The organism is Pseudaeromonas sharmana (assembly GCF_042649925.1).
Classification (GTDB): Bacteria; Pseudomonadota; Gammaproteobacteria; order Enterobacterales; family Aeromonadaceae; genus Pseudaeromonas; species Pseudaeromonas sharmana.
On sequence record NZ_JBHSAF010000015.1, the window covers coordinates 30,377 to 55,076 of the forward strand.

The following is a 24,700-nucleotide window of genomic DNA, read 5'->3' on the forward strand; positions in this document are numbered from 1 at the left end:
GGTCAGGCTAGTTGGTCTTTGTGATGCTGTTATCTTCAATTTCAGTTGATATTCCCGACTGTCGGGCGTGCACATGATATAGGGTCTGGTATGGGGGTTTGCAACCCCCGAATGCAAAAATCAGTGACTTTTTTGTTTGGTCTCGTTCAATAGCAACAGCAGTTCCTGTTTTTCGTCGTTACTGAGCGTCCCCTGACTGGCTCTACTCTGTAGTTCAGACAAGCGTTGTTCGAAATAGCGATTGATGAAACCAAGCAGCGTGTCCTGCAGTTCCCCCAGAATGTCCGGGCTTTGGTTGAGATTGCTGTCAAACAGATCCAGCATTGCCAGCTGGGCCAGAATCTCTCCCTCTTTGCTGCCTCGCCATTGTTCCAGCAGGATGGCGGTAGTCGCCTCGGGGGAGGCTCGCAGACGCGTGAGCAGCTGCAACAGAAAGCTGATCCCTGGTTCACGCAGCTGGGCCAATTCGTCTGGCAACGGTGGTAGCTGAGCCGCAATCTGCGGGTGTTGGATGATTAACGCCAAAGCGCGCCGCACCGGTGTCAGCTTGATTTTGGGCATCCCGGGATTGGGCTTTTGTTCTTCCTTTTCCTGACGCGCGAAGATTTCACGCAGTCGACGCTCGTTCTCACCCCAACGCAGGTGTTGTGAAAGCCGCGTGATCAGCCCTTCGCGGGTAAAGCCTTCCGGCACGCGACGAATCATGGCCGCGGCCTTGTTCGCCAGTTCATATTGACCAGCTTCTCCGGACAGGTTCAGGTCACGGCTCAAGCGCTCAAACAAAAATTCGCCAAACGGTTGGGCGGCGTCCAGATAACGTTCGAAGGCCTCGCGGCCGTTGGCGCGCACAAAGCTGTCCGGATCATGTTCTGGCGGCAAGAAGACGAACTTCAGACTGCGGCCATCCTGCAGGCAGGGCAATGCATTCTCTAGCGCTCTCCATGCTGCTTCTCGACCTGCGTTATCGCCGTCATAGCAACAGATGACTTCTGGGGTCGCCCGAAACAGCAATTGCATGTGATCGGCGGTAGTCGAGGTGCCCAACGAGGCGACGGCATACCGGATGCCAAATTGTGCCAGTGCCACGACATCCATATAGCCTTCGACAATCAGTAACCGGGCTGGATTGCGATCGGCCTCCTTGGCTTCGAACAGCCCAAAAAGCTCGCGTCCCTTATGGAAGATAGGGGTTTCCGGAGAGTTCAAATATTTGGGGGTGCCGTCACCGAGGACGCGACCGCCAAAAGCGATGATGCGTCCTCGCCGATCGCGGATTGGAAACATGACCCGGTCGCGGAAGCGGTCGTAACTGCCACCTTGATCCTTGGCAATCAGCATGCCGAGCGTTACGAGCTGCTGTTCCTGTTCGCGATTGCGCACCAGTAACTGCCGTAAGCCGTCCCAACCGGCTGGCGCATAGCCGATCCCGTAAGCTTTGACGATTTCACCGCTGAGTCCCCGACCCTTGAGATACTCGATAGCCGTAGGTGATTGACGCAACTGTGCCTGGTAAAAACGGCTGGCGTGCTCCATCAATTGGTACTGGTCGGCGGTGACTGCCGGCTGTGGTGCGGAGTTGCCATGGCCGGCATTGCGACCCTCTTCCCGAGGAACAGGGATGTTGAATTGGGCTGCCAGTTCTTCGATCGCATCCGGAAAATTGAGTCCGTCGTACTCCATCAAGAAGCCGATGGCATTACCATGGGCTCCGCAACCAAAGCAGTGATAGAACTGTTTTTCCTGACTGACCGTAAAAGAGGGACTTTTTTCGTTATGAAAAGGGCAGCAGGCCTGGTAATTCTTACCAGCCTTTTTCAGGCGGACACGGCTATCAATCAGTTCGACGATATCGGTACGCGCGAGCAGTTGCTCGATGAATGATTGGGGGATCTTGCCTGCCATCCGGACTCCGCAAAAAAGAACAAGCCGCGGCTCGTTTCCGAGGCGCGGCTCATCGTCGCTATGTCGTCACGCTATGGGGTTAGGCCAGCCGCGCCTTAATCTTGGCACTGACGGCCCCCATGTCGGCGCGTCCCTGTAGCTGTGGGCGGAGTGCGTTCATCACTGCTCCCATCGCCTGCATGCCACTGGCACCCAGTTCTGCGATGGTTGCGGTAATCAGGGTATCGATCTCTTCCTCGCTCAACGCCTGAGGCAGGAATGCTTGCAGCACAACGAGTTCGGCCTGCTCAACGTCGGCCAGATCCTGGCGACCAGCGGCTTCGAACTGGCTGATGGAATCCTTGCGCTGTTTGACCATCTTGGTCATAACGGCAACGATTTCGTCATCGCTCAGCGTGGTGCGGGAGTCGACTTCCTTCTGTTTGATCTCGGCCATGATCAGACGAATGGCACCAAGGCGCGCCTTATCTTTGGCGACCATGGCAGCTTTCATTTCACTCTTCAGTTGTTCCTGCAGAGACATGACCGAGGCACTCCGTCAGCGGGATTAGTACAGACGGTTACGACGTGCGTTTTCGCGAGCCAGCTTCTTGGCGTGACGCTTGACTGCAGAAGCCTTGGCGCGCTTGCGAATAGTGGTCGGCTTTTCGTAGAACTCACGGCTACGAACGTCGGCCAGGATACCGGCCTTTTCGCAAGAACGCTTGAAGCGACGCAGAGCAACGTCAAACGGCTCGTTTTCACGTACTTTAATTACTGGCATGTGCCTCTCACCTCAGAGATATAAGAGCGACTGGCCGCGTGCGGGCAGTCCGAATAAAAATGGTGCGAAATTCTAATCCGATCATCATGGGCCTGTAAACCCTTATCGGAATAGGCTGGTTTAAAAAACCGGCGAAGGGTAACATACCGGCCTCGATTTGCCACCGATTTTTCCCGTCATGCGAGTTCTAGGTATTGAAAGTTCCTGTGATGAAACCGGCATCGCCATCTATGATGACGCGCTGGGCATCCTGTCTCATCAACTGTATAGCCAGGTCAAGCTACACGCTGATTATGGCGGTGTTGTTCCCGAGCTAGCCAGCCGAGACCACGTGCGCAAAACGCTGCCGCTGATTCAAGCGGCACTGGCTGAGGCGGGCTGTGGTCCGGAACAGATCGACGGCATCGCGTATACTGCAGGCCCCGGTCTGGTCGGCGCCTTGCTGGTGGGGGCCACCGTTGGCCGCAGTCTGGCAATGGCCTGGAATAAACCCGCCGTGGCCGTGCATCACATGGAGGGGCATCTTTTGGCTCCCATGCTCGAGGCGCGGGTACCGGCGTTTCCGTTTATTGCGCTGCTGGTGTCAGGGGGGCATACCCTGCTGGTTCAGGTGGATGGCATTGGTCGTTACCAGATCCTCGGTGAATCGATCGATGATGCGGCCGGTGAGGCGTTTGACAAGACAGCCAAGCTGTTGGGGCTGGATTACCCCGGTGGCGCGGCTCTGGCCCGTCTGGCCGAGCAGGGCACGCCGGGGCGTTTTATCTTCCCGCGACCGATGACGGACCGTCCGGGGCTGGATTTTAGCTTCTCCGGTTTGAAGACCTTCGCCGCGAACACCATTCGCAGCGAAGGGCATGATGAAAAGACCCGGGCTGATATCGCGCATGCCTTCCAGTGCGCCGTGGTGGATACGCTGGCCATCAAATGCAAGCGCGCGTTGAAACAGACCGGGCTTAAGCGGCTGGTCATTGCGGGTGGTGTCAGTGCCAACCGGCAACTGCGGGAGCAACTGCAGACCCTGATGCTGGAGTTGAAGGGCGAGGTGTTTTACCCGCGCCCCGAGTATTGCACCGATAACGGCGCCATGATTGCTTATGCAGGGTTGCAACGACTGAAAGCGGGGCAAACCGTTGGCTTGGCAATACAGGTCCAGCCACGCTGGAGTCTTGAGTCGTTGCCGCCCGTCTAGACAGTCCGCCGTCAGCCGACGCCGTCCCTCATGGGCGGCGTTGTTTTTTTCGGTTCCAGATGCGCTTTTCCTGGCCGCTGAGCAGACGCTGTATATTTTCGTGATGCCGGTAGATGATAAGAGCGCATAGCATGGCGACCGGCAGCGTAAACTCGGGTTTCAGCCAGTAGGTATACAGCGGTGCCAGCAGGGCGGCGATTAGGGCCGCCAGCGATGAATAGCCAGAGGCGAACAATACGATCAGCCAGGTGCCGAGCATCATGGCGCCCATGTCCAGACCGATCGGCATCAAGGCTCCGAGCGCAGTGGCGACCCCCTTGCCACCGCGGAAGTGGAAGAAGATGGGATACATGTGCCCCAGGCAGGCCGCGATGCCGATCAGTCCAAGGAAGAAGGGGCTGATGCCAAGATACCAGGAGAGATACACAGGTACCGTTCCCTTGAGCATATCTGCCAGCAGCACCCAGACTGCGGCGAGGCGTCCACCAAGCCGCAGTACATTGGTGGTTCCGGGGTTGTGCGAGCCATGTTCACGGGGATCGGGCAGCCCATACAGACGGCAGACCAGCACGGCGCTGGAGACAGAACCGCCCAGATAGGCAAGCATGATCATGATGATGGCTAATGGAGTCATCCGTCGGCTCAGGGTTGTGTTGGGGCGGCTGTGCGGTAAGATCCGCCGCTAATATGGCCGGATCATAGGCTCAAATGAGCAAAATAGGTATCCGACCTGTGATGCATTTTGACGGAGAGATGACGATGGACAAGGTATTTGTCTCCGGTTTGGAGGTGATGTGCACGATTGGCGCCTATGACTGGGAGAAGACGATCCAGCAGAAACTGATCTTCGATCTGGAGATGGCGTTCGATAATCGCCCTGCTGCTGCGACAGATGATCTGTCTCTGGCGTTGGATTACGCCCGTGTCTCGCAGAGCGTCATCGCCCTGGTGCAGTCGGAGCCGATCGAGTTGGTGGAGACGGTTGCCGAACGGGTTGCTGCGCTGATCCTGGCGGAATTTTCGCTGCCCTGGGTCAAGGTGCGCGTCACCAAGCCCCATGCCGTGCTGGCGGCGCGGGGCGGTGTCGGTGTTGAAATCATCCGGGAGGCCTGATGGCGACCATCTATATCGGCATCGGCAGCAACATTCAGCGCGACGAACACATCAATGCTGGGTGCCGTTCGTTGGCGGCGGCGTTTTCCGCGTTGCGCTGCTCTGCCGTGTACGAGAGTTCGGCCGTCGGCTTTGATGGGGATCCGTTTTATAACCTGGTGGCGGAGGCGCAGACCGCACAGTCTGTGGCTCAGGTCTGCCAGACGTTGCGCGCCATCGAGTTTCGCCATGGCCGACCAGCAGATGCCCGCAAATTCTCGTCGCGCACCTTGGATTTGGACCTGTTGGCCTATGATGCCCTGTGTTTGCGCGACCCACTGGTGCTGCCACGCGAAGAGGTGCTGACCAACGCGTTTGTGCTGCGGCCGTTTGCCGAACTCTCGCCAGCGTATCGTCACCCGGTGGCTGGGTTGACGTTGGCCGAGTTATGGCATCGTTTTGATGCGGCTCAGCAGCCGCTGCGCCAGGTGGATTTCCCTTGGTCGCAGGAACGGGTCTATGTCTGATTGGCAAGCGCTGATCCTGGCGCTGCTGCAGGGGCTGACGGAGTTTTTGCCGATCTCCAGTTCGGCCCACCTGATTTTGCCGGCGCAGTTGTTCGGCTGGCCGGATCAGGGACTGGCCTTCGATGTGGCTGTGCACGTCGGCACCCTGGTGGCGGTCATCAGTTATTTTCGCCATGACCTGCAACAGATGCTGACGGCCGGCACCACTGCGCTGCGCGGTGGTGAGGTTCGCCCGGAGGCTCGACTGCTGGGGGCTATCTTGCTGGCGACCCTGCCGGCGCTCGTCCTCGGAGGGGTGGCCAGCGAGCTGATTGCCTCCGCACTGCGTTCGACCTGGGTGATTGCCGTGACCACGCTGTTGTTTGGGGTGCTGATGGGGATCGCGGACCGGTATGGGCGCAAACAGCAACCTCTGTCGGCGCTGACATGGCGTCAGGCATTGTGGATTGGCCTGGCTCAGGCGCTGGCGTTGATTCCAGGCACTTCGCGCTCGGGGATCACCTTGACGATGGCCCTGGCGCTGGGGCTGCAGCCACAGGCCGCCGCACGATTCTCATTTTTGTTGTCCATTCCGGTGATTCTGCTGGCGGGGGGGTACCAGGCACTCGGCGTGTGGAACCAGGCCGAGCCGTTAGCCTGGCGGCCGCTGATGATCGGTGTGCTGGTCTCGTTTTGCAGCGCCCTGCTGGTGATCCACCTGTTTCTGCGCGCCTTGGCGCGTATCGGCTTGTGGCCCTTTGTGCTTTATCGTTTGGCGCTGGGCATATTTCTGTGTCTGTGGTTGGCCTGTTCGGCCGGGTGAGGAATCGGACCATCACGGATCCATGAACTCTGTTCTTGCGGGGCGGACTATACCAGATGCCGCCCCTGCTTATTTCGGTGCTCCGCGGGAGCGGAGCAAGGCACCAGGTGCGCGGATCGAGCCGGGGGATGCGCGTGGCTTCGCCTCGTTGAGGGACGAACACAGAGGCGACTCAGCGTTCCAGCCAACGGCAGCGGACCTCACGGATAGCTTTTTGCCGCGCGCGCGCCAGCTGTTGGCGGATGGCTTCGCCACGGTAACCGGCTTCGATGATCGGTTGTACCGGCACGGCTTGCGCAGCGGCAAAGGCTTCGGCGACATAGTCCGGTTCAGGATAGGCTTTGTCGGCAAAACCGAGGCGGCCGTGGAAGTCGGCACGACAGCAGTCGAGCAGATGACGCAGCCGGTGAGGTCGACGCCAGGCATCGACGCGATCAAACAGCCGCAGCAGCGTCACGGTGCGCAACTCGGGGGCGATGTGCACCAGACAGTGCAGTTCGCTGACCAGCAGTGCCAGCTCTCGCAGCTCGTTCGGTACGCGGTAGCGCTCACAGAAGGCCTGGATCGGTACTAGGCCTCGTTCACCGTGACCGTGGTGACTGGGCAGTATCTCCGCTGGCGTCAGGGCTTTGCCAAAGTCATGGCACAGGGTGGCAAAGCGCACTGCCAGTTCATCGGAACGCAGCGCTGCCTGCTCGATGGCCATCAGGGCGTGGATGCCGGTGTCGATCTCCGGGTGCCACTGTGGTCGTGCCGGAACGCCAAACAGCCGATCCAGCTCGGGGAACAGCACGGCAAGGGCTCCGCACTCCCGCAGCACTTGAAAAAAGACCTGCGGGTTAGCACCGCTTAACACCTTTTCCAGCTCTTTCCATACCCGCTCCGCGGTCAGATGTTCAAGCTCGCCACTGTGGCTCATTTCACGCAGCAGTTGCCGGGTCTCGTCGGCGATCGAAAAACCGAGGTGATGAAAACGGGCTGCAAACCGCGCCAGGCGCAGCACCCGCAGTGGGTCCTCGCGGAACGCCGGGGAGACATGACGCAAGCAGCGGGCGTGCAGATCCTTCACGCCACCGTAGGGGTCGTGCAGCGTGCCGTCAGCGGCTTCGGCAATCGCGTTGATCGTCAGATCGCGTCGCAGCAAATCCTCTTCCAGCGTGACTTCCGGCGCCGCGTGGCAGGCAAACCCGGTGTAGCCGTGGCCCTGCTTGCGTTCGAGGCGGGCGAGGGCGTACTCCTCCTTGGTGTGTGGATGCAAAAACACCGGGAAATCCCGGCCGACCGGCTCAAAGCCTTGAGCCAGCAGCATCTCGGCAGTCGCGCCGACCACGACATAGTCGCGCTCATGTACTGGTAGCCCCAGCAAACGATCGCGCACCGCCCCTCCTACCAGATAGATCTGCACCCACGCCTCCGAATCGCTGTTATCAACGCTCTGCCGAAGTTTCGACCAGAGCGCATTGGCACGTTGCCGACAGTATATCCGCTTTGACATCAATGTACGCTGGCTTTAACCTGCCGCCTGTTATGCCATCCGATGAGCACAGTGCCGTGTCCTGCGTCGGACGCAGAGCCGGGAGAGTCAGCATGTACAAAGCGTTTTTCGGCCTGACCGAGAGTCCGTTCTCGATCTCGCCGAACCCTAAATACCTCTATATGAGTGAACGCCACACCGAGGCGTTGACGCACCTGAATTATGGTCTGCGCGAGGGCGGGGGCTTTGTGTTGCTGACTGGCGAGGTGGGTACCGGCAAGACCACGGTATCGCGCAGCCTGCGTCAGCAGTTACCGGAAAACACCGACCTGGCGCTGGTGCTCAATCCGACGCTGACCGAACGCGAACTGCTGGCGGCCACCTGTGACGAGTTTGGTGTCAGCTACCCGGCGCAGGCCGGTCTCAAGGAACTTGGCGATGCCCTGCGTGCCTACCTGATCGCCAACCACGCATCTGGACGGCGTTCGTTGCTGTTGATAGACGAGGCGCAGCATCTTAGTGCCGAGGTGCTGGAGCAGTTGCGACTGCTGACCAACCTGGAAACGGATGATGCCAAGTTATTGCAGGTGGTGTTGATTGGTCAGCCCGAGTTGCAGGCCTTGTTGCGTCAGCCTTTGCTGCGCCAGCTGGCACAGCGTATCACGGCACGTTATCACTTGCTGCCGTTGTCGCGGGAGGATGTGGATGCCTATGTGCGCTTCCGCTTGCAGGTGGCGGGCTGTGTGCAACCCATCTTCACGGCGGCGGCCATTCGGGCCCTGCACCGTCTGAGCGGCGGGATCCCTCGTTTGATCAATCTGATTGCCGAGCGTGCCTTGTTGGGGGCCTTTGCGGCGAATGCCCATCGCATCGATGACAAGCTGGTGGTGAAAGCCGCCTATGATGCGCTGGGCGTGGAAGATCGCGGCACCAGCGGTTGGGGCATGTTGGCATATACCTTCTGCGGATTGCTGATGCTGGTCGCCGGCTGGTTTGGCTGGCAGCACTGGGGGTGGTTCCCGAGCCCCAAGATCACGCGCATCGAAGTACCGGTGACCCTGCCGCCGGATGCCAAGGTCATGAAACGCTTCGAGACAGCGCTGGCGCAGGCCAGTTACCAGGACGAGGCGATGTTGACGCTGTTCCGCATCTGGGGGTTCGAACCGTCGCTGGATGAGGCCAACTGTGATAATGCCAGCCGGGTGGGCCTGCTCTGCCAGCAGGGAACGGGCAAGCTTGAGGAGCTGCAGGCGCTCGATCATCCGGCGGTAGTGCGACTATTTGACGAGAATGCCAGCGAGTTTTATGCCGACTTGCTGCGTCTGGACGACAAGAGTGCCGACCTGCTGATCGATGGCGAGACCTGGACCGTGACCCGCGCCTGGCTGGAGCAGGCGTGGGGAGATGAATATACCCTGTTGTGGCGTTTGCCCAAGAGTGGTAGCCGCAGCATTACACCGCGTAGCGGCAAGGCCGATGTGCAGTGGCTGGAAAACGCCCTCAGTCGTGCGTTCAAGGAGCGGCCGCGCAAGATCAGCAAGTTTGACAGCCAGTTGGCCGACAAGCTCAAGCGCTTTCAGCAGGCGGAGGGGCTCAAGCCGGACGGTGTGGCGGGTACCCAGACCTTGATTCGCCTCAATGCCCGCAGCCGCGAGCCTATGCCCCGTCTCGATCGCCCGGCCGAAGTGGCCGTCCAGGATGAAGATGAGACCGCCGTCGAGAGGAGTGCCAGCTGATGTCGATCCTGCTTTCTGCCAAACGTCAACATGAAAGACCCAGTTCAGCCTTTGAAGCCAGCCTGGGGCTCGGCGTCGAACGTGAGCGTCGATGGCTGGGGCCCTTGCTGGCCTGGGTGATCGGCATGCCGCTGTGTGTGGTGCTGGGGGCTGGTGCCAATTATGGTTGGCACTGGTGGAATAACAAACCGCGCGAAGAGCGCATCGAAATCCGCAAAGTGACGCCGTTGCCGTACCAGGTCGCGCAACAGCAGCAGGAATTTACGACGATACCGTTCCCGGCACCGGCTGAGCCCGAGATCACGACTGTGATGCCGACGCCACAGACTGTCCAGGCTGAACCGGATCCGCTAAACGGTGTCGATATGAATGGCATCTCGCCTGCGCTGGCGCAACGTTTCCGCCAGGCCGTGGAGACAGCACCTGGTGCCGAGGAGGTGCAACCGTTGCCGGACGCTGCCCCGCCAGCGGCTACGCCGCTGGCCGATCTGCCGACAGCCGTTGCCCGTCAGGTGCCACCGTTGCGTTATAGCTCCCACGTCTACTCGTCGACGGCGGCGAATCGCATCATCACCCTGAACGGTCACGATTACCGTGAAGGTGAAGAGGTGGCTCCCGGGGTCAGGCTGTTGCAGATCCAGGCTGATTACAGCATCTTCCGGGTTGGGGGGCAGAGCTTCAGCCTGGCGTCGCTCACAGACTGGAGTGGCGTGCAATAACCGCCATGCCGGTTGTGCACATCGGGGCCCAGATTGGGTTCGCTCGATATGTTAAGGCGCCACTGGCGCCTTAACTGTTTCTGTCACCTGACTTAACCGTCTCTTTCGATGCCATGCAACGCACAGTGCCGCCCTGTCGATTCATGGAGCGGCACTGTTTTGGCGGTCGGCTGTCGAGGCGCATAAGTCCTCAGGATACGCGCGTCAGCGTCTGGTGACTCAATTCATCCAGCGATCCTTGCGACGACGCTGTGGTCGCGGTAGCCATGGCAGCAGCAACCCCAGCAGCAAACCGACACCGGCAATGATTGCGCCTTCGCGCCACCAACGATACTGAGCATCCTGTTCGCGGGTATCGAGCCGGGATTTCAGCGTCTGATTCTCTGCGTGTAATTGACTTAACTTGGCGCTCTGGGTCTGGAGTTGCTCGGCCTGCTGCTGATTTTGTTGTTTGAGCTGGTTGAGTTCGGCAACTTGCTCCTTGATCTGGCGCGCCTGCTCGGTATCGAGGTTGTCCAGGGTGTGCTGTAAGGCGTCCAGTCTCTGTTGCAGTTTGGGCGCCAGTATCTTGAAACTCTCGCCGCTTTGTAGCGATTCACTGGCGATCCAGGCAGTGCGCCCCTTGGGATCGATGATTTGGCTGTATTTACCATCGTCACTGAGTGCCAAAAACTGTACCGCGTCACCAGCCTTGATGCTGCCTAGGATGCGGTACTGCTTGCCCGGTCCGCCGTGCAGAAAGGTGTAGAGATTATCGGAGACATACCGGGTGGCATGGGACTGTGCCGGCGCCGTCTCAGGTGCGGCCGGCGGTGTTGTCAAATCAGCGGCTTGCGAGAGGAGCGGCAACAGAGCCAGTAACAGCAGAGGACGTTTCACGTTCAGTACTTCCATCAGTAGGGGAAGGCTCCAGCATAAACAGGCGCCCGGGGAAGGACAACCTCACCCGGGCGCAACATATGACGGATGTGACGGATTTACAGGAACATCCAGCGCAACAGATAGAAAATGCCAATCGCCAGCGCGGCACCGGCAGGCAGTGTGATGACCCAGGAGACCACGATGTTGCGTACCACGCCGAGGTTGATCGCGGCGATGCCGCGGGCCAGGCCCACTCCCATGATGGCTCCCACCAGGGTCTGGGTTGTGGAGATCGGCAAGCCGGTACCAGAGGCGATCACCACAGTGCTAGCGGTCGCCAGTTGGGCGGCAAATCCACGGCTCGGTGTCAGCTGGGTGATACCGCTACCGACGGTGGCCATCACCTTGTGCCCCATGATGGCCAGACCCAGGACGATGCCGACAGCCCCCAACGGCAGTACCCACCAGTCGATGTGGCTTTTGGCGGCAACGGCGCCGGCCTGGCTGACGGTGGAGACCACGGCCGACAACGGACCGATGGCGTTGGCTACGTCGTTCGAGCCATGGGCAAATGCCATGGCACAGGCAGTGACGATCATCAAGATGGCGAACACCTTCTCGACATTGGTGTAATGCATCTGCAGGTCGGCCTCCGGGTTGAAGCGCAGGCGCTGGATGATGACCCAGCCGAGCGTCCCGATCAGCAGCGATATCACCAGCGAGAGCAACAAGCCTTCCGCTGTGCTCAGGTGCAGTCCTACGTGCTTGAGTCCTTTTTGCAGCGTGACGATGGCGATCACCAGCGCGGTCAGGAAGATGTAGAACGGGCCGACACGCCGCGCGCTCTGCAGCGGATCCTGGGTGTTGAAAATCCACTTCTGCACACTGATAAACAGGCCATAGGCCAGCAGGCCGGAGATGGCAGGGGTGATGATCCAGGAGCCGACGATACCGCCGAACTTGCCCCATTGCACGGCCTCGGCGCCGACGCTGACGACGGCAAAACCGACGATGGCGCCTATGATGGAGTGGGTGGTGGAGACGGGCCAGCCGTAATGGGAGGCGAGGACCAGCCAGATTCCGGCGGCCAGCAGTGCCGAAATCATGCCCAGGATCAACCATTCCGGATGGCCGGCGAACGCCACTGTATCTATGATGCCGTCCTTGATGGTCGAGGTCACCTCGCCGCCAGCCAGATAGGCACCGGCAAACTCGAAGATCATGGCGATGATGATCGCCTGGCGTATGGTCAGGGAGCGGGTTCCGACCGAGGTGCCCATCGCATTGGCGACGTCATTGGCACCGATCCCCCAGGCCATCAGGAAGCCGAACGCAGCGGCAATCAGCACCAGCGTGGTGCCATAGTTAGCAATCATGTCCATCTGTGGGCTCTCTTCGGTTAGCGGCGGGCGAGCATCAGCTCAAGGCGGGCGCCGACACGATCGGCCTGATCGGCCAGATCGCCGATGTTTTCCAATACCTTGTACAGGAACATCACATCAACAGGGTTGAGGCTGGACTCCAGCGTGTAGAGTTTTTGACGCAGCCGGATCTGCAGGCGATCGGTGTCGTCCTCGATCTCGTCCAGCTGGTGCACCATCTGCTCGACCAGCTCGATTTCGCGACCGCGGAAGCCGGTTTCCAGCAGATCATCCAGTTCGTTGATCGCCTTGGTTGCCAGCGCGGTCGCGTCCTGGCAACGCTGCAGGTAGGTGCGCAACTCCGGGCCCAATTCGGCAGGAAAGCCAAGCTGCCGGCCGAGCATCAGGCCGGCGATGTCCTTGGCGCGATTGGCAATCTTGTCTTGTTGGGTCAGCAACTCGAGCAAATCCGTGCGGGCCAAAGGCATTAACAGACCATGGGGCAAACGGAGGCGGATACCGCGTTTGAGCTGATCAGCCTCGCGCTCCAGGTGATCGATACGCTGCTGTAACTCGCTGGCGGCTACCCAGTCGCGGGCCAGAATGGCATCAAAAAAAGGCAGCAAATAGCCGGAGCACTCATGCACCTTGTTCATATGCTGCTGCATCGGTTTCAGCGGAGACTTGGCAAACAGTCCCAATATGGTATTAACTGGCATCTCATGCACCCATGTTGGTGAATTATTATTCATTCGACTTGCGGCGGCGCGCAGGATAGCCGATGAGGTCAAGGGTGAATACCGCTATACCCTCTCGTCATTATATGCGTTTAACTGCCGTTCAGTTTCGTCCTGCCATTCGGCTTTTAGACGGATCCTCCGATGACCACAGAAGTAGAATTGAAGTTTTTTGTCAGTCGCGATCTGCAATCAGACCTGATGGAGTGGATCGCGCATCAGGCGATCCTTTCTGCCAGCGATTGCCAGTTGGGGAATATTTATTACGACACCGATGACCGATTGTTACGTAGTTGGCGTTGCGGCTTGCGCATTCGCAGTCAGAACGGTCAGCGCGAGCAGACCATCAAGTGTGGTGGTCAGGCGGTGGCCGGCTTGCATCAACGCCCGGAATACACCACGGCCGTGAACGGTGAGTGGCCTGAACTCGCGGCCTTTCCGGCCAGCCTCTGGCCTGCTGGCACCGATCTGACACAGCTGCAAGCTGCTCTGCGGCCGCAGTTTCGGACCGATTTTCGCCGCCAGGCCTGGCGCATCAGCCCGAGCGCCGGTACCGAAATCGAGCTGGCCTACGATCGGGGCGTGATCGAGGCCAATGGCCGGCAAGCGCCGCTGAATGAACTGGAGCTGGAGGTGGTCAGCGGCGATCCGTCGACACTGTTTGCGCTGGCTCGATCGCTGCTGTCGCTGGGCGGGCTGCGTCTGGGGAGTCAATCCAAGGCCCAGCGCGGTTACCGGCTGGCAGGATTGACGCCGGAGCCGGAGGTGCGGCGCATGGGCTTTGTACCCGTCACTGCCGACATGACCGTCGGATCGGCACTGCTGGCGGTATTCGGCTTTGCTCTGGAGCAGTGGCAGTACCATGAACAGTTGCTGCTGGAAACCCCGTCACTGGCGGCGTTGACCCAGGTGCGCAATGGCGTGGCGCTGTTACAGCAAACCCAGCAGTTCTTTGCCGATCTCCTGGTCGAGCTGGCTCCCCGCACCTGGCAGGATGAGCTCGGCTGGCTGGAACAATCGCTGGGCTGGCTCGATGAGGCGCAGGCGCTGGAGCGCTTGGCCTCAGAACGGGGTCACTACCTGCGCAGCCTGCAGGGGCATGATGCGGTACTGGCAGCCTTGCAGGCGCGTCAGCAGGCATTGCCCTCGTTGGCGGATATGCAGACGTTGTGCCTCTCCTCGCGCTATACCGCCTTGTTGCTGGAAATCAGTGCCTGGCTATGGCAGGTACAGCAGCAAGTGCTCTCGCTTGGCCAGCAGCCGCTGGCGGTCTTTGCCTGCCAGGTGCTGGAGGAGAGCTGGCAGGAGCTACACGCGCCTGAGATGCAGGAGCCACACCTGGATGAGGACAGCTATCTGATGCTGGTCGGCAAGCTCAGGCGCAACCTGTTGGCGGGGGTGAGTTTTGCGGCGTTGTTTGATGTTGACGAGCAGCAGGGTTTTCGTCTGCCCTGGTTGAACCTGTTGCGGCGGATGGAGGAGCTGGAGCATTTTGCCGTGCTGGATGCGCTGGCTTCCACGCTGCCGACCTCGGCCCGACTCGAGCTCGGTGAGTGGCTGACCGAGCGGATTGCCCCACGATTAATCGAGCTGGATCAAGGGCGTCTGCAGGCGCTGGACATGGTGCCGTATTGGCGCAATGGTGAACGCCTCGCAGATAGCGAGCCCGGCGCAGTCTGAGGGCTGGGCAACGCTTTTCTGTTCCTGTCGCTGCCGGCGGCAAATCAAGGTGCTAGATTGATGCTCGGGCGGACGGTTGCTGCCGCCTGAGCCAAGGAGTCTTTGTCGATGCACGAACTTCCCCCTCTGCTGCTGGCCCTCGCCGAGCGTCAATGGCAGCGTTTCCTCGCGGTGCTGGATGCGAGTCAGCAGGCCCAGATCCAGCCCCATGTTGCGGAAGTGCAACGCGTGTTTGCACTGTCCGATTTTATTGCCGAGTCTGCGATTCAGTTTCCTGACCTGCTGTTGCAACTGCTGGCCAGCGGTGAGCTGCAGCAGGCTTGTCGTCATCCGTCTTATGGCTCTGAGCTGGCCGCTCTGCTGCATACCGTAAGCGATGAGGAGGGCCTCAAGCGTCAGCTACGGCTATTTCGCCGCCGAGCCATGCTGGTGATTGCCTGGCGTGAGCTACTGGGCTATGCCGAGGTCGAGGAGAGTTTCATTCACCTGACCCGCCTGGCGGATACCCTGATTAGCCAGGCGCGTGACTGGTTGTACGCGCGGGCCTGCAAGGAGTGGGGGACCCCGTATGATGAGGAGGATACCCCGCAGGAGCTGGTGATCCTCGGCATGGGCAAACTGGGCGGGGGAGAACTCAATTTCTCATCGGACATTGACCTTATCTTCTGCTATCCCGATAACGGCCAGACCCGCGGCGGGCGGCGGGCGCTGGAGAATCAGACCTTCTTTATCCGCCTGGGGCAACAGCTGATCAACGTGCTGCACCAAATGACCAAGGAGGGGCAGGTCTTTCGTGTCGACATGCGGCTGCGCCCCTTCGGCGACGCCGGCCCCCTGGCGATCAGCTTTGCGGCGATGGAGGATTACTACCAGCATCATGGCCGCAGCTGGGAGCGCTACGCCATGGTCAAGGCGCGTGTGATCGGGCCCATGACTCCGGCTGGCGAGAGCCTGCAACAACTGCTGCGCCCCTTTATCTATCGGCGCTATATCGATTTTGGTGCCATCGACGCACTGCGCAAGATGAAAGCGATGATCGAAGCCGAGGTGCGGCGCAAGGGGCTGAAGGACAATATCAAACTCGGTGCCGGTGGTATTCGCGAGGTGGAGTTCATCGCTCAGGCTTACCAGCTGATCCGCGGTGGGCGCGAGCGCAGCCTGCAGATCCGGCATCTGCCCGAGGTGTTGACCGAGCTGGGACGCAGTGGGGCGCTGCCTGCGTCCACGACCCGCTCCTTGCTGGCCGATTACCGTTTCCTGCGCCGGGTGGAGAACCTGTTGCAGGAGTTTGCGGATCAACAGACGCAGACGCTTCCGGACTCGGAGCGTGACCGTTGCCGTTTGGTGACGGCGCTGGGATTCACGGACTGGGAGACGTTCTACCAGCAGCTCGGTGCAGTCATGGCCCGCGTGCGCACTGAATTCGTCGCTGTGGTCGGCGATGATGAGCGCGAGCAGGATGATGTGCCGCAGTTGTGGGAAGACCTGTGGTTGACCCCCCTGTCTGAGCCGGAGGTCGCGCCGTTGCTGGCCCCCGTCTGTGCCGGCGAACCGGAGACGATGAGCAGCTTGTGGGTGCGGTTTCGCAGTGAGTGCCAGCGACGGGCCATCGGCCCGCAGGGGCGCGAGGCGCTGAATCGGCTGATGCCGCGCCTGTTGATGCTGATCTGTCAGCAACCGGCACCGGCTGTGCTGCTGGAGCGGATTCAGGGGCTGCTGCTGCAGATCATCACGCGTTCGGCCTACTTGCAGTTGATGGTGGAGAACCAGGGTGTACTCAATCAACTGTTGCGCTTGTGTGCCGCCAGCGATGTGGTGGCGCGGCAGTTGGCCCGCTATCCCATCCTGCTCGACGAACTGCTGGATCCGCAGCACCTGTATCACCCTACGCCACTGGAGCAGTACCGCGACGAGCTGCGGCAGTATCTGATGCGGGTACCGGAAGAGGATGTCGAGCAGCAGATGGAGGCGCTGCGTCAGTTCAAGCAGATCCAGCTGTTGCGCATCAGTGCCGCCGATATCGCCGGCGCCCTGCCGTTGATGAAAGTCAGCGACCACCTGACGTGGCTGGCAGAGGCCATTCTCGACGAGGTGGTGTCCCAGGCCTGGACTCAAGTGACCGAGCGATATGGGGTGCCTCCGCATACGGTTCTCAGTGGCGAGCGCGGCTTCTGCGTCGTGGCCTACGGCAAACTGGGTGGCATCGAACTGGGTTATGGTTCGGATCTGGATCTGGTGTTCCTGCACGGTGGCGATCCGTCCGGCGTCACCGACGGTGACAAACCAATTGATGTGCGCCAATTCTATGTCCGGCTGGCCCAGCGCATTCTGCACCTGTTCAGCACCCGGACTCCGTCCGGAATTTTATACGAAGTGGATATGCGTTTGCGCCCCTCCGGCGACGCCGGTCTGCTGGTTTCGTCGCTGCATGCCTATGAGCACTATCTGCACCATGAGGCGTGGACCTGGGAGCATCAGGCATTGGTGCGGGCCCGGGCCGTGGTCGGCGAGCCGTCGCTGGTGGCCGAGTTCACGCGCATTCGCGCCGAGGTGCTGGCAAGCCGGCGTGAGGCATCGACATTACGTCAGCAGGTGGTGGAGATGCGGGACAAGATGCGCAGCCATCTGCTGCGGGGCGGTGAGGGCGAATACGATCTCAAACAGGGGGTCGGTGGCATGACTGACATCGAGTTCATCGCCCAGTATCTGGTGCTGGCACACGCCCATGCCGAGCCACAGAACATGACGCGCTGGAGCGATAACGTGCGGATCTTCGAGGCCTGTGTCGACTGCGCGCTGCTGACCGCGGAACAGGCCCGGCAATTGAAGGCCGCCTATCTGGCGATCCGCGATCTGGCTCACCGCTGCACCCTGTCCGGTCGCAGCCGGATTGTGGCCGACTGCGAGCTGCAGACAGAGCGTGGCTGGGTTGCCGCCTTGTGGCAGCAGTTGCTGGGCTCCGGCGGTTGAGCAACCGGGACCGGCCACCGCGGTATGCCGTGGCCGGTCTGGCGATGGCCGGATCGCGCAGCGAGCTAGCAGGACTGGCGTTGCTCGCAACTTGGCAACGCATCCAGAAAGGCCTCGGCATTCAGGAAGCCATCAATCCGTCCTTGGGCTTCGCCGTCGTCATAGAACAGGATCGCTGGCAAGCCTGGCACCTGCAACTGACGCAACAGGGTGGTTTGCGCATCGCCCGGTGCCGAGACATCGGCGCGCAGTAACAGATAGCCGGACAGGGACTGGTGTACGCGCGGATCGCTGAAGGTTTCCCGCTCAAACTGATGGCAGGCGCTGCACCAGTCGGCATAGAGATCGACCATCACCGGTTGCCCCTGACGTTGGGCTTGAGCGAGCCGCTGCTGCAGCTGTGGCCAGTCCTGAACCGTCTCAAACGGCAGCCGCTCAACCGGGCTCGGCCACAGCTGCCACCCGAGCAGCAACGCCAGCAGTGGACCCAGAGCCAACCCGGCCAGCCGCCACTGTCCGCCAGGCAGGCAACGCAGGGCGACGAACAGCAACAGCGCCAGCAGCCACAGGCTCCACATCAACGGCGGCAACCACGCCGGCATCAGCCGCGACAGCAGCAACAGCGGTGCGGCCAGCAAGACAAAACCAAACACCTGGCGTACGCGGACCATCCACATGCCACTGCGCGGCAACCAGCGGTTGCCCAAGGTGCCGAGCAGCAGCAGTGGCAGCCCCATGCCGAATGCCAGCAGATAGAGCAGCAGGGCCCCCTGGCGCCAGTCTCCCCCCTGGGCGACATAGAGCAGGGCGCCGGAGAGCGGGGCCGTGGTGCAGGGCGAGCAGACCAGGGCGGACAGGGCTCCCATCACCAATACGCCAGGCAGGGAGCCGCCCTGTTGGCGGCCAGCCAGCTGCTGCAAGCGGGTTTGCAGGCTGGCAGGCAGTTGCAGTTCAAACAGCCCGAACATCGGTAGCGCCAACAGCAGGAATAACAGACTGAAGGCCAGCAGGACCGGCGGCTGTTGTAGCCAGATCTGCAGTGATGCGCCCACCGAGGCAACGGCGAGGCCAAACAGCGTATAGGTCAGGGCCATGCCTTGCACATAGGCCAGCGACAACGTGAACGCCCGCCGGCCGCTGAGCCCGCCACGGCCGAGAATGATGGCACTGAGGATGGGGTACATCGGCAGTACGCAGGGGGTAAATGCCAGCCCGATGCCAAGCAGCAAAAATAACAGCGCACTGCGCCAACCGCCCTGTGCCGCCTGGGCGGTCATCGGTGCGGTGCCGCTTGTCGACGTGAGGGGGGTATCCTCTGCCGCCTCAGGCATCGCAGCGCTGTCCGCGGCCACTGGGGATGTGGCCTGTCCCACGTCTTGGGCGGCGGGGCGGGCGGGCGCACCGCTGGTCTCGCTCTCCTGGCTGGCCTGCAACGAGATGCGGACCTGCCGTGGCGGGTAACACATGCCGGTGGTGCAACCCTGATAATGCAGCGTCAGCTGGTCTGAACCCTGCCGGACCGGCAGCGGGATATCGAATTGCAGCACCTCGGTGTAGACCTCGGTGGTACCAAAAAACTCATCGGCATGCGCTTGGCCCGCGGGGAGGGTGACCTGTGGTGCGGCGCCGGATTGCAGGCGCCAGCTGAGTTTGTCGCGGTACAGATAGTAGCCGGGGGCGATGTCGATTGTGACGGTGACGTGATCCGGATAGGCCTGCAGCTGCACGGCAAAGGCTTGTTCCGCAGGCAGGAAACGGGGCGTGGCGGCCGGTTGGGCGACGCCCAGTTGATTGAGCAGGTCGTCGGCAGAGGGAGCGGTCTGGGCGAAGGCTGTGATTGCCCACGGACTCAAGATGCCGAACAGCAGGGCGCTGACGAACTGCCGCAGCGCCCCCGAGTTAAATAACCTCAGAAACATCAGTTACCTCTTGTAGCCATGCCAGATAGTCGTCGTCGATATCGGCGACCGGCAGGGCAATGATTTCGGGGATCTCGTACGGATGATGCTGGCGAATAAAACGGCGCAGCGGAGCGAACAGACTGGCGCGAGTCTTGATCGTCATCTGGCACTCCTGACTCTCCTCGACTTTACCTTGCCACAGGTAAATCGAGCGGGTGTCCGGTATCAGATTGACGCAGGCGGCCAGGCGATTTTCGATCAGCTGACGGGCCAGCAGCGTGGCGACACCCTCATTCGGGCTGGTGCAGAGCACCAGGATTGCATCGTGCATAGCGGATCTCCAGTGAGGAACACTGGGAAGCCACTATAGCCAAGGCGGATGACAAAATCACGGCAGTTGCGCAATCCTGCCTGCACACTTCTGCTCCGGCTCATTCGGTGCGAAAGCGGCGCGCCTTGTAGGCCGGGTGTTTCATGTTCTCGACGGAGAAGACTTCATCGAGCTGCTCGGCGCTCATCAGCCCCAGCTCCAGGACCACATCACGCACACTGCGCCCGGTCGCGGCACAGATTTTACCGATCCGATCCCCGGCCTGATGACCGATAAACGGATCGAGCAGTGTCACTATGCCGATCGAGGCAAAGACATACGCCTCACACACCGCCGGATTGGCGCTGATGTCGCGCACGCACTTTTCGTCCAGTGTGCGACAGGCTTGTTGCAGCAACTGCAAGCTCTCGAACAGGCTCTCGGCGATCACCGGCTCCATGACATTGAGTTGCAACTGGCCGGCTTCTGCCGCCAGCGTGATGGTGACATCATTGCCGACCACCTTGAAGCAGACTTGGTTGACCACTTCCGGGATCACGGGGTTGACCTTGGCGGGCATGATGGAGGAGCCGGCCTGGCGCTGCGGCAGGTTGATTTCGTTAAGCCCGGCCCTTGGCCCCGAACTGAGCAGGCGCAGGTCGTTGCAGATTTTCGACAACTTGACCGCCAGCCGTTTCAAGGCGCCATGCAACATCACGTAGGCTCCGCAGTCCGAGGTTGCCTCAATCAAATCTTCGGCGGCCACAAAGGGGTGGCCGGTGAGGCGTGCCAGGTGATCGATGGCCAGCGCCGAGTATTCCGGCGGGGTATTGAGGCCGGTACCGATGGCGGTGGCGCCGAGGTTAACCTCCAGCAGCAGGGCCTGGGCGCGGCGAATGCTTTTGATCTCCTCGCGCAGCGTGACGGCAAAGGCATGAAACTCCTGGCCCAGCGTCATCGGCACCGCATCCTGCAACTGGGTCCGTCCCATCTTCAGGATGTTGTCGAACTGGTGTGCCTTGTCATCCAGCGCGTCGATCAGTTGCTGCAGCACCGGCAACAACTGGCTGGTGGTGTCATACAGCGCGACGCGCAGCCCGGTCGGGTAGGCGTCGTTGGTGGATTGGCATTTATTAACATGATCATTCGGGTGCAGGTACTGGTACTCGCCTTTGACGTGCCCCAGCTGTTCGAGCGCTATATTGGCCAGGACTTCATTGGTATTCATATTGACCGAGGTGCCGGCCCCGCCCTGGAACAAATCGACTGGAAATTGATCCAGCCCCAGGCCGGTCTCCAGCAAGGTGTCGCAGGCGCGGACTATGCTGGCGGCAATTTCGGCGGGCAAGGTGCCCAGCTCACCGTTGGCCAGGGCCGCCGCTTTCTTGGTCACGACCATGCCTCGAATCAGGGCCGGGATCTGGCTGATGCAACGTCCGCTGATGTGAAAGTTCTCGAGGGCGCGCAGCGTATGGATACCGTAATAGCAAGCGGCGGGGACCGGCAGGGTACCGAGCAGATCCTCCTCCAGGCGGTAATGTTGCGCATCGAGCAGCGCATGCAGCGTGGTGCTATCGATGGGGGTTAGGACGTCAGACTCATGCATGGGACACCTCGACGACAGCCCCGACCTGAAATGACGTTCCGTTGTCCGCATTCCTTACTGGACGGGGTTAAGAGCAGTGTAGTCGCTGACAATGAGCTCACCTGCGAGGGCGATCATATTGTCGTGAAATCGTGCATTCAGTATGAATCATTAATGTTCTGGCTGCCGAGCGGATTAAAAAACGCCTGATCCCTTGAAATAATCGAATTCGCCCCCATTTTGATGACACTGGCGGGCCCGTTACCCGCACTCGCGATGAGGTGACCATGGGTAAAATGCTGCTCGGCCTGCTGGGGCTGTTTTTTGTCGAAATCTGGGTGCTGATCAAGGTCGGTGCGGCCATCGGTGCCGTGACGACACTGGTGCTGATGGTGGTGGCCGCGGTGCTCGGTGCCCAGCTGGTGCGTTCGCAGGGCATCATGGCGCTGCTGAAGCTGCAACCGCGTCTGCAAGCCGGAGAGGTGTCGCCGACCGAGCTGCTGCAGGGCATCTGGTTACCGGTTGCCGGTTTCCTGTTCATCTTCCCGGGTTTCATCAGCGATTTGCTGGCCCTGGTGCTGTTGCAACCTCTGGTGCGCAAAGCGTTGACGGCCTGGGTGTTGAGCCGGGGTGTCCGCCTGTTTTCTAATCTCAGCGCCGGGCGCTCCCCGCGCTCGGCAACGCCGCCACCGTTTGAGCGAGTCGAACCCGATCAGCGCGCTGCGCCGTCGGATCGCAACGCGCGTGGGGGCACCACCATAGAGGGTGAGTTTGAGCGCAAGGACCAGGAGTAAGCTCCAGGGTAAAAAAAATTTGGCGATGCCCCTTGAAGCTGGGAAAAGTGACCCCAGATCGGGAGGCGTCAGTGAATATCGAATTCGGCCATAGATGGCCGTTGTTAAGGTAACAACACTCATTAGGAGAGTTATCGATGAAAATCCGTCCATTACATGACCGCGTCATCATCAAGCGTACTGAAGTCGAAGCCAAATCTGCCGGCGGCATCGTCCTGACGGGCTCTGCAGCCCAGAAGTCCACCCGAGGTGAGGTTCTGGCGGTCGGTACGGGTCGTATCCTGGACAATGGTGACGTCAAGCCGTTAGCGGTCAAGGTCGGTGACAAGGTGATCTTCAACGAAGGTTACAGCACCAAGACCGAGAAGCTGGATGGTCAGGAAGTCCTGATCCTGTCCGAGACCGACATCCTGGCGATCGTCGAAGAGTAATAGTCCCCTGGGGACATCTTTCTCTTAACTCTTACCTATTTAAGGATTGTGAAACATGGCTGCAAAAGACGTTCTGTTCGGTAACGATGCCCGTGTGAAGATGCTCGAGGGTGTCAATGTTCTGGCTAACGCTGTCAAGGTCACCCTGGGCCCGAAAGGCCGTAATGTGGTGCTGGACAAGTCCTATGGCGCTCCGCTCATCACCAAAGACGGCGTAACCGTTGCCAAAGAGATTGAACTGGAAGACAAGTTCCAGAACATGGGCGCCCAGATGGTCAAGGAAGTCGCTTCCCAGGCTAACGACGCCGCCGGTGACGGTACCACTACCGCAACTGTGCTGGCACAAGCCATCGTCACCGAAGGTCTGAAGGCCGTTGCCGCCGGCATGAACCCGATGGATCTGAAGCGCGGTATCGACAAGGCCGTGGAAGCCGCTGTGGGTGAGCTCAAGACGCTGTCCGTGCCTTGCGCGGATACCAAGGCCATCGCACAAGTCGGTACCATTTCTGCCAACTCCGATGCCACTGTCGGCAACCTGATCGCCGAAGCAATGGAGAAGGTTGGCCGCGATGGTGTTATCACCGTCGAAGACGGTACCGGTCTGCACGACGAGCTGGATCTGGTGGAAGGGATGCAGTTTGACCGCGGCTACCTGTCACCCTACTTCATCAACAAGCCGGATACCGGCTCTGTCGAACTGGAAGATCCGTTCATCCTGCTGGTAGACAAGAAGATCGCCAACATCCGTGAAATCCTGCCAGTGCTCGAAGGCGTGGCCAAGGCCGGCAAGCCGCTGCTGCTGGTGGCTGAAGACGTTGAAGGCGAAGCGCTGGCGACCCTGGTGGTCAACACCATGCGTGGCATCGTCAAGGTAGCGGCTGTCAAGGCTCCGGGCTTCGGCGATCGCCGCAAGGCCATGCTGCAAGACATCGCCATTCTGACTGCCGGTACCGTGATCTCTGAAGAGATCGGTATGGAGCTGGAGAAGACCACGCTGGAAGATCTGGGCCGTGCCAAGCGCGTGGTGATCACCAAGGACAACACCACCATCATCGATGGTGCCGGTGAAGTCTCTGCCATCGAATCCCGCGTTGCGCAAATCCGTCAGCAAATCGAGGAATCTACCTCCGATTATGACAAGGAGAAGCTGCAAGAGCGTGTGGCCAAGCTGGCTGGCGGCGTTGCGGTTATCAAGGTCGGCGCGGCCACCGAAGTGGCGATGAAAGAGAAGAAGGCCCGCGTCGATGACGCCCTGCACGCGACTCGTGCTGCGGTCGAAGAGGGTGTGGTCGCCGGTGGTGGTGTCGCCCTGGTACGTGTTGCGGCCAAGCTGGCCGAGCTGAAGGGTGACAACGAAGATCAGACCGTTGGTATCCGTGTGGCCCTGCGCTCCATGGAAGCCCCGCTGCGTCAGATCGTCGCCAACGCCGGTGAAGAGCCGTCAGTGGTCGCCAACCGTGTGCGTGAAGGCGAAGGTAACTTCGGTTACAACGCCGCCACCGAGGTCTACGGCGACATGCTGGAGATGGGTATTCTGGATCCGACCAAGGTCACCCGTTCTGCGCTGCAGTTCGCCGCTTCCGTGGCTGGCCTGATGCTGACCACCGAGTGCATGGTCACCGACCTGCCGAAGAAGGATGCCCCGGCAGCCCCGGATATGGGCGGCATGGGTGGCATGGGCGGCATGATGTAATCAGCCCGCTCAGGCAAAAACATGAAAAAGGCCGGTTAAAAACCGGCCTTTTTTTATGTCCTGCTGCCAGGCTGTCTGGCGGCGCATGTCGCTGATGCCATGCCCTTGACCATGCGACACGCCGGTAGTCTCCCGGTGCAATAATCCGGCTACTGACGGCAGACGTTGCC

General features: G+C 60.4%; 22 protein-coding genes. 11 read left to right on the forward strand and 11 right to left on the reverse strand.

Translation table 11 applies throughout. The features are described from left to right. Positions 1–120 precede the first annotated feature (120 nt). The 3 genes from dnaG to rpsU form a co-directional block, all read right to left on the reverse strand. Positions 121–1,902, reverse strand: coding sequence for a DNA primase (gene dnaG, locus ACFOSS_RS14855; RefSeq protein WP_377154012.1), 1,782 nt, complete (start codon positions 1,900–1,902; stop codon positions 121–123). Positions 1,903–1,981: 79 nt separating this feature from the next. Beyond that, positions 1,982–2,425 (reverse strand): GatB/YqeY domain-containing protein, encoded by a 444-nt coding sequence (locus ACFOSS_RS14860; protein ID WP_377154014.1) that lies wholly within the window; start codon positions 2,423–2,425, stop codon positions 1,982–1,984. A gap of 24 nt (positions 2,426–2,449) precedes the next feature. Continuing rightward, on the reverse strand, positions 2,450–2,665 hold the full coding sequence (rpsU, locus tag ACFOSS_RS14865; RefSeq protein WP_377154016.1) for a 30S ribosomal protein S21: 216 nt from the start codon (positions 2,663–2,665) through the stop codon (positions 2,450–2,452). A 178-nt stretch (positions 2,666–2,843) separates the two neighbouring features. On the opposite strand from rpsU, the gene tsaD reads away from it, so the two are divergent. Continuing rightward, on the forward strand, positions 2,844–3,857 hold the full coding sequence (gene tsaD / locus ACFOSS_RS14870) for a tRNA (adenosine(37)-N6)-threonylcarbamoyltransferase complex transferase subunit TsaD (RefSeq protein ID WP_377154018.1): 1,014 nt from the start codon (positions 2,844–2,846) through the stop codon (positions 3,855–3,857). A gap of 28 nt (positions 3,858–3,885) precedes the next feature. Here tsaD and plsY read toward each other — a convergent pair whose 3' ends face one another. Then, positions 3,886–4,491: a glycerol-3-phosphate 1-O-acyltransferase PlsY gene (gene plsY, locus ACFOSS_RS14875; RefSeq protein ID WP_377154020.1), complete on the reverse strand. Its 606-nt coding sequence runs from the start codon at positions 4,489–4,491 to the stop codon at positions 3,886–3,888. A 125-nt stretch (positions 4,492–4,616) separates the two neighbouring features. Here plsY and folB point away from each other — a divergent pair, with 125 nt between their 5' ends. Genes folB through ACFOSS_RS14890 form a run of 3 tightly spaced genes read left to right on the forward strand, consistent with a single transcriptional unit; the run spans position 4,617 to position 6,278 of the window. Continuing rightward, positions 4,617–4,970 (forward strand): dihydroneopterin aldolase, encoded by a 354-nt coding sequence (gene folB / locus ACFOSS_RS14880; protein ID WP_377154022.1) that lies wholly within the window; start codon positions 4,617–4,619, stop codon positions 4,968–4,970. Next, the gene (folK, locus tag ACFOSS_RS14885; protein WP_377154024.1) at positions 4,970–5,476 is read left to right on the forward strand and encodes a 2-amino-4-hydroxy-6-hydroxymethyldihydropteridine diphosphokinase; all 507 of its coding nucleotides are present in this window, start codon (positions 4,970–4,972) and stop codon (positions 5,474–5,476) included. The genes folB and folK overlap by 1 nt, the downstream gene beginning before the upstream one ends. Next, positions 5,469–6,278, forward strand: coding sequence for an undecaprenyl-diphosphate phosphatase (locus ACFOSS_RS14890; RefSeq protein WP_377154026.1), 810 nt, complete (start codon positions 5,469–5,471; stop codon positions 6,276–6,278). The genes folK and ACFOSS_RS14890 overlap by 8 nt, the downstream gene beginning before the upstream one ends. A gap of 172 nt (positions 6,279–6,450) precedes the next feature. Here ACFOSS_RS14890 and ACFOSS_RS14895 read toward each other — a convergent pair whose 3' ends face one another. After that, positions 6,451–7,683 carry a multifunctional CCA addition/repair protein gene (locus ACFOSS_RS14895; RefSeq protein ID WP_377154028.1) on the reverse strand — a complete coding sequence of 411 codons (1,233 nt, stop codon included), beginning with the start codon at positions 7,681–7,683 and terminating at the stop codon, positions 6,451–6,453. A 182-nt stretch (positions 7,684–7,865) separates the two neighbouring features. Between ACFOSS_RS14895 and ACFOSS_RS14900 the strand changes: the two genes are divergently transcribed. Together ACFOSS_RS14900 and gspB are read left to right on the forward strand one after the other, a co-directional pair. After that, positions 7,866–9,488 (forward strand): ExeA family protein, encoded by a 1,623-nt coding sequence (locus ACFOSS_RS14900; RefSeq protein ID WP_377154029.1) that lies wholly within the window; start codon positions 7,866–7,868, stop codon positions 9,486–9,488. Next, on the forward strand, positions 9,488–10,207 hold the full coding sequence (gspB, locus tag ACFOSS_RS14905) for a type II secretion system assembly factor GspB (RefSeq protein ID WP_377154031.1): 720 nt from the start codon (positions 9,488–9,490) through the stop codon (positions 10,205–10,207). The genes ACFOSS_RS14900 and gspB overlap by 1 nt, the downstream gene beginning before the upstream one ends. A gap of 219 nt (positions 10,208–10,426) precedes the next feature. Here the strand turns inward: gspB and ACFOSS_RS14910 are convergent, their stop codons facing one another. The 3 genes from ACFOSS_RS14910 to ACFOSS_RS14920 form a co-directional block, all read right to left on the reverse strand. Further along, a complete protein-coding gene (locus ACFOSS_RS14910) occupies positions 10,427–11,086 on the reverse strand; it encodes a TIGR04211 family SH3 domain-containing protein (protein WP_377154033.1) in 660 nt (219 codons plus the stop codon). A 98-nt stretch (positions 11,087–11,184) separates the two neighbouring features. Further along, complete coding sequence (locus ACFOSS_RS14915) at positions 11,185–12,450, reverse strand: inorganic phosphate transporter (protein ID WP_377154035.1); 1,266 nt, start codon at positions 12,448–12,450, stop codon at positions 11,185–11,187. Between the two features lie 17 nt (positions 12,451–12,467). Continuing rightward, a complete protein-coding gene (locus tag ACFOSS_RS14920) occupies positions 12,468–13,148 on the reverse strand; it encodes a TIGR00153 family protein (protein WP_377154038.1) in 681 nt (226 codons plus the stop codon). A gap of 162 nt (positions 13,149–13,310) precedes the next feature. Between ACFOSS_RS14920 and ACFOSS_RS14925 the strand changes: the two genes are divergently transcribed. Then, positions 13,311–14,846: a CYTH and CHAD domain-containing protein gene (locus tag ACFOSS_RS14925; RefSeq protein ID WP_377154040.1), complete on the forward strand. Its 1,536-nt coding sequence runs from the start codon at positions 13,311–13,313 to the stop codon at positions 14,844–14,846. Positions 14,847–14,954: 108 nt separating this feature from the next. Continuing rightward, positions 14,955–17,816 (forward strand): bifunctional [glutamate--ammonia ligase]-adenylyl-L-tyrosine phosphorylase/[glutamate--ammonia-ligase] adenylyltransferase, encoded by a 2,862-nt coding sequence (glnE, locus tag ACFOSS_RS14930; protein ID WP_377154042.1) that lies wholly within the window; start codon positions 14,955–14,957, stop codon positions 17,814–17,816. A 65-nt stretch (positions 17,817–17,881) separates the two neighbouring features. Here the strand turns inward: glnE and dsbD are convergent, their stop codons facing one another. From dsbD to aspA, 3 genes are all read right to left on the reverse strand, one after another. After that, complete coding sequence (gene dsbD, locus ACFOSS_RS14935; RefSeq protein WP_377154044.1) at positions 17,882–19,735, reverse strand: protein-disulfide reductase DsbD; 1,854 nt, start codon at positions 19,733–19,735, stop codon at positions 17,882–17,884. Further along, a complete protein-coding gene (cutA, locus tag ACFOSS_RS14940; protein ID WP_377154046.1) occupies positions 19,716–20,048 on the reverse strand; it encodes a divalent-cation tolerance protein CutA in 333 nt (110 codons plus the stop codon). Before cutA ends, dsbD begins: the two co-directional genes overlap by 20 nt. Before the next feature lie 100 nt (positions 20,049–20,148). Next, complete coding sequence (gene aspA / locus ACFOSS_RS14945) at positions 20,149–21,633, reverse strand: aspartate ammonia-lyase (RefSeq protein WP_377154048.1); 1,485 nt, start codon at positions 21,631–21,633, stop codon at positions 20,149–20,151. 266 nt (positions 21,634–21,899) lie between these two features. On the opposite strand from aspA, the gene ACFOSS_RS14950 reads away from it, so the two are divergent. From ACFOSS_RS14950 to groL, 3 genes are all read left to right on the forward strand, one after another. Beyond that, the gene (locus ACFOSS_RS14950; protein ID WP_377154050.1) at positions 21,900–22,406 is read left to right on the forward strand and encodes an FxsA family protein; all 507 of its coding nucleotides are present in this window, start codon (positions 21,900–21,902) and stop codon (positions 22,404–22,406) included. A gap of 137 nt (positions 22,407–22,543) precedes the next feature. Then, positions 22,544–22,837: a co-chaperone GroES gene (locus ACFOSS_RS14955; RefSeq protein ID WP_377154052.1), complete on the forward strand. Its 294-nt coding sequence runs from the start codon at positions 22,544–22,546 to the stop codon at positions 22,835–22,837. A gap of 55 nt (positions 22,838–22,892) precedes the next feature. Continuing rightward, positions 22,893–24,530, forward strand: a complete 1,638-nt coding sequence (groL, locus tag ACFOSS_RS14960; RefSeq protein ID WP_377154054.1) for a chaperonin GroEL — start codon at positions 22,893–22,895, stop codon at positions 24,528–24,530. Positions 24,531–24,700: the final 170 nt, after the last annotated feature.

Bases quoted from the DNA above. Each gene is read 5' to 3' on its own strand.
- ACFOSS_RS14955 (WP_377154052.1), top strand. From the start codon at position 22,544: ATGAAAATCCGTCCATTACATGACCGCGTCATCATCAAGCGTACTGAA.
- ACFOSS_RS14890 (WP_377154026.1), top strand. From the start codon at position 5,469: ATGTCTGATTGGCAAGCGCTGATCCTGGCGCTGCTGCAGGGGCTGACG.
- ACFOSS_RS14860 (WP_377154014.1), bottom strand. From the start codon at position 2,425: ATGTCTCTGCAGGAACAACTGAAGAGTGAAATGAAAGCTGCCATGGTC.
- ACFOSS_RS14900 (WP_377154029.1), top strand. From the start codon at position 7,866: ATGTACAAAGCGTTTTTCGGCCTGACCGAGAGTCCGTTCTCGATCTCG.
- cutA (WP_377154046.1), bottom strand. From the start codon at position 20,048: ATGCACGATGCAATCCTGGTGCTCTGCACCAGCCCGAATGAGGGTGTC.
- glnE (WP_377154042.1), top strand. From the start codon at position 14,955: ATGCACGAACTTCCCCCTCTGCTGCTGGCCCTCGCCGAGCGTCAATGG.
- aspA (WP_377154048.1), bottom strand. From the start codon at position 21,633: ATGCATGAGTCTGACGTCCTAACCCCCATCGATAGCACCACGCTGCAT.
- gspB (WP_377154031.1), top strand. From the start codon at position 9,488: ATGTCGATCCTGCTTTCTGCCAAACGTCAACATGAAAGACCCAGTTCA.
- folB (WP_377154022.1), top strand. From the start codon at position 4,617: ATGGACAAGGTATTTGTCTCCGGTTTGGAGGTGATGTGCACGATTGGC.
- tsaD (WP_377154018.1), top strand. From the start codon at position 2,844: ATGCGAGTTCTAGGTATTGAAAGTTCCTGTGATGAAACCGGCATCGCC.
- groL (WP_377154054.1), top strand. From the start codon at position 22,893: ATGGCTGCAAAAGACGTTCTGTTCGGTAACGATGCCCGTGTGAAGATG.
- ACFOSS_RS14925 (WP_377154040.1), top strand. From the start codon at position 13,311: ATGACCACAGAAGTAGAATTGAAGTTTTTTGTCAGTCGCGATCTGCAA.
- ACFOSS_RS14915 (WP_377154035.1), bottom strand. From the start codon at position 12,450: ATGGACATGATTGCTAACTATGGCACCACGCTGGTGCTGATTGCCGCT.
- folK (WP_377154024.1), top strand. From the start codon at position 4,970: ATGGCGACCATCTATATCGGCATCGGCAGCAACATTCAGCGCGACGAA.
- ACFOSS_RS14920 (WP_377154038.1), bottom strand. From the start codon at position 13,148: ATGCCAGTTAATACCATATTGGGACTGTTTGCCAAGTCTCCGCTGAAA.
- plsY (WP_377154020.1), bottom strand. From the start codon at position 4,491: ATGACTCCATTAGCCATCATCATGATCATGCTTGCCTATCTGGGCGGT.
- dnaG (WP_377154012.1), bottom strand. From the start codon at position 1,902: ATGGCAGGCAAGATCCCCCAATCATTCATCGAGCAACTGCTCGCGCGT.
- rpsU (WP_377154016.1), bottom strand. From the start codon at position 2,665: ATGCCAGTAATTAAAGTACGTGAAAACGAGCCGTTTGACGTTGCTCTG.
- dsbD (WP_377154044.1), bottom strand. From the start codon at position 19,735: ATGTTTCTGAGGTTATTTAACTCGGGGGCGCTGCGGCAGTTCGTCAGC.
- ACFOSS_RS14950 (WP_377154050.1), top strand. From the start codon at position 21,900: ATGGGTAAAATGCTGCTCGGCCTGCTGGGGCTGTTTTTTGTCGAAATC.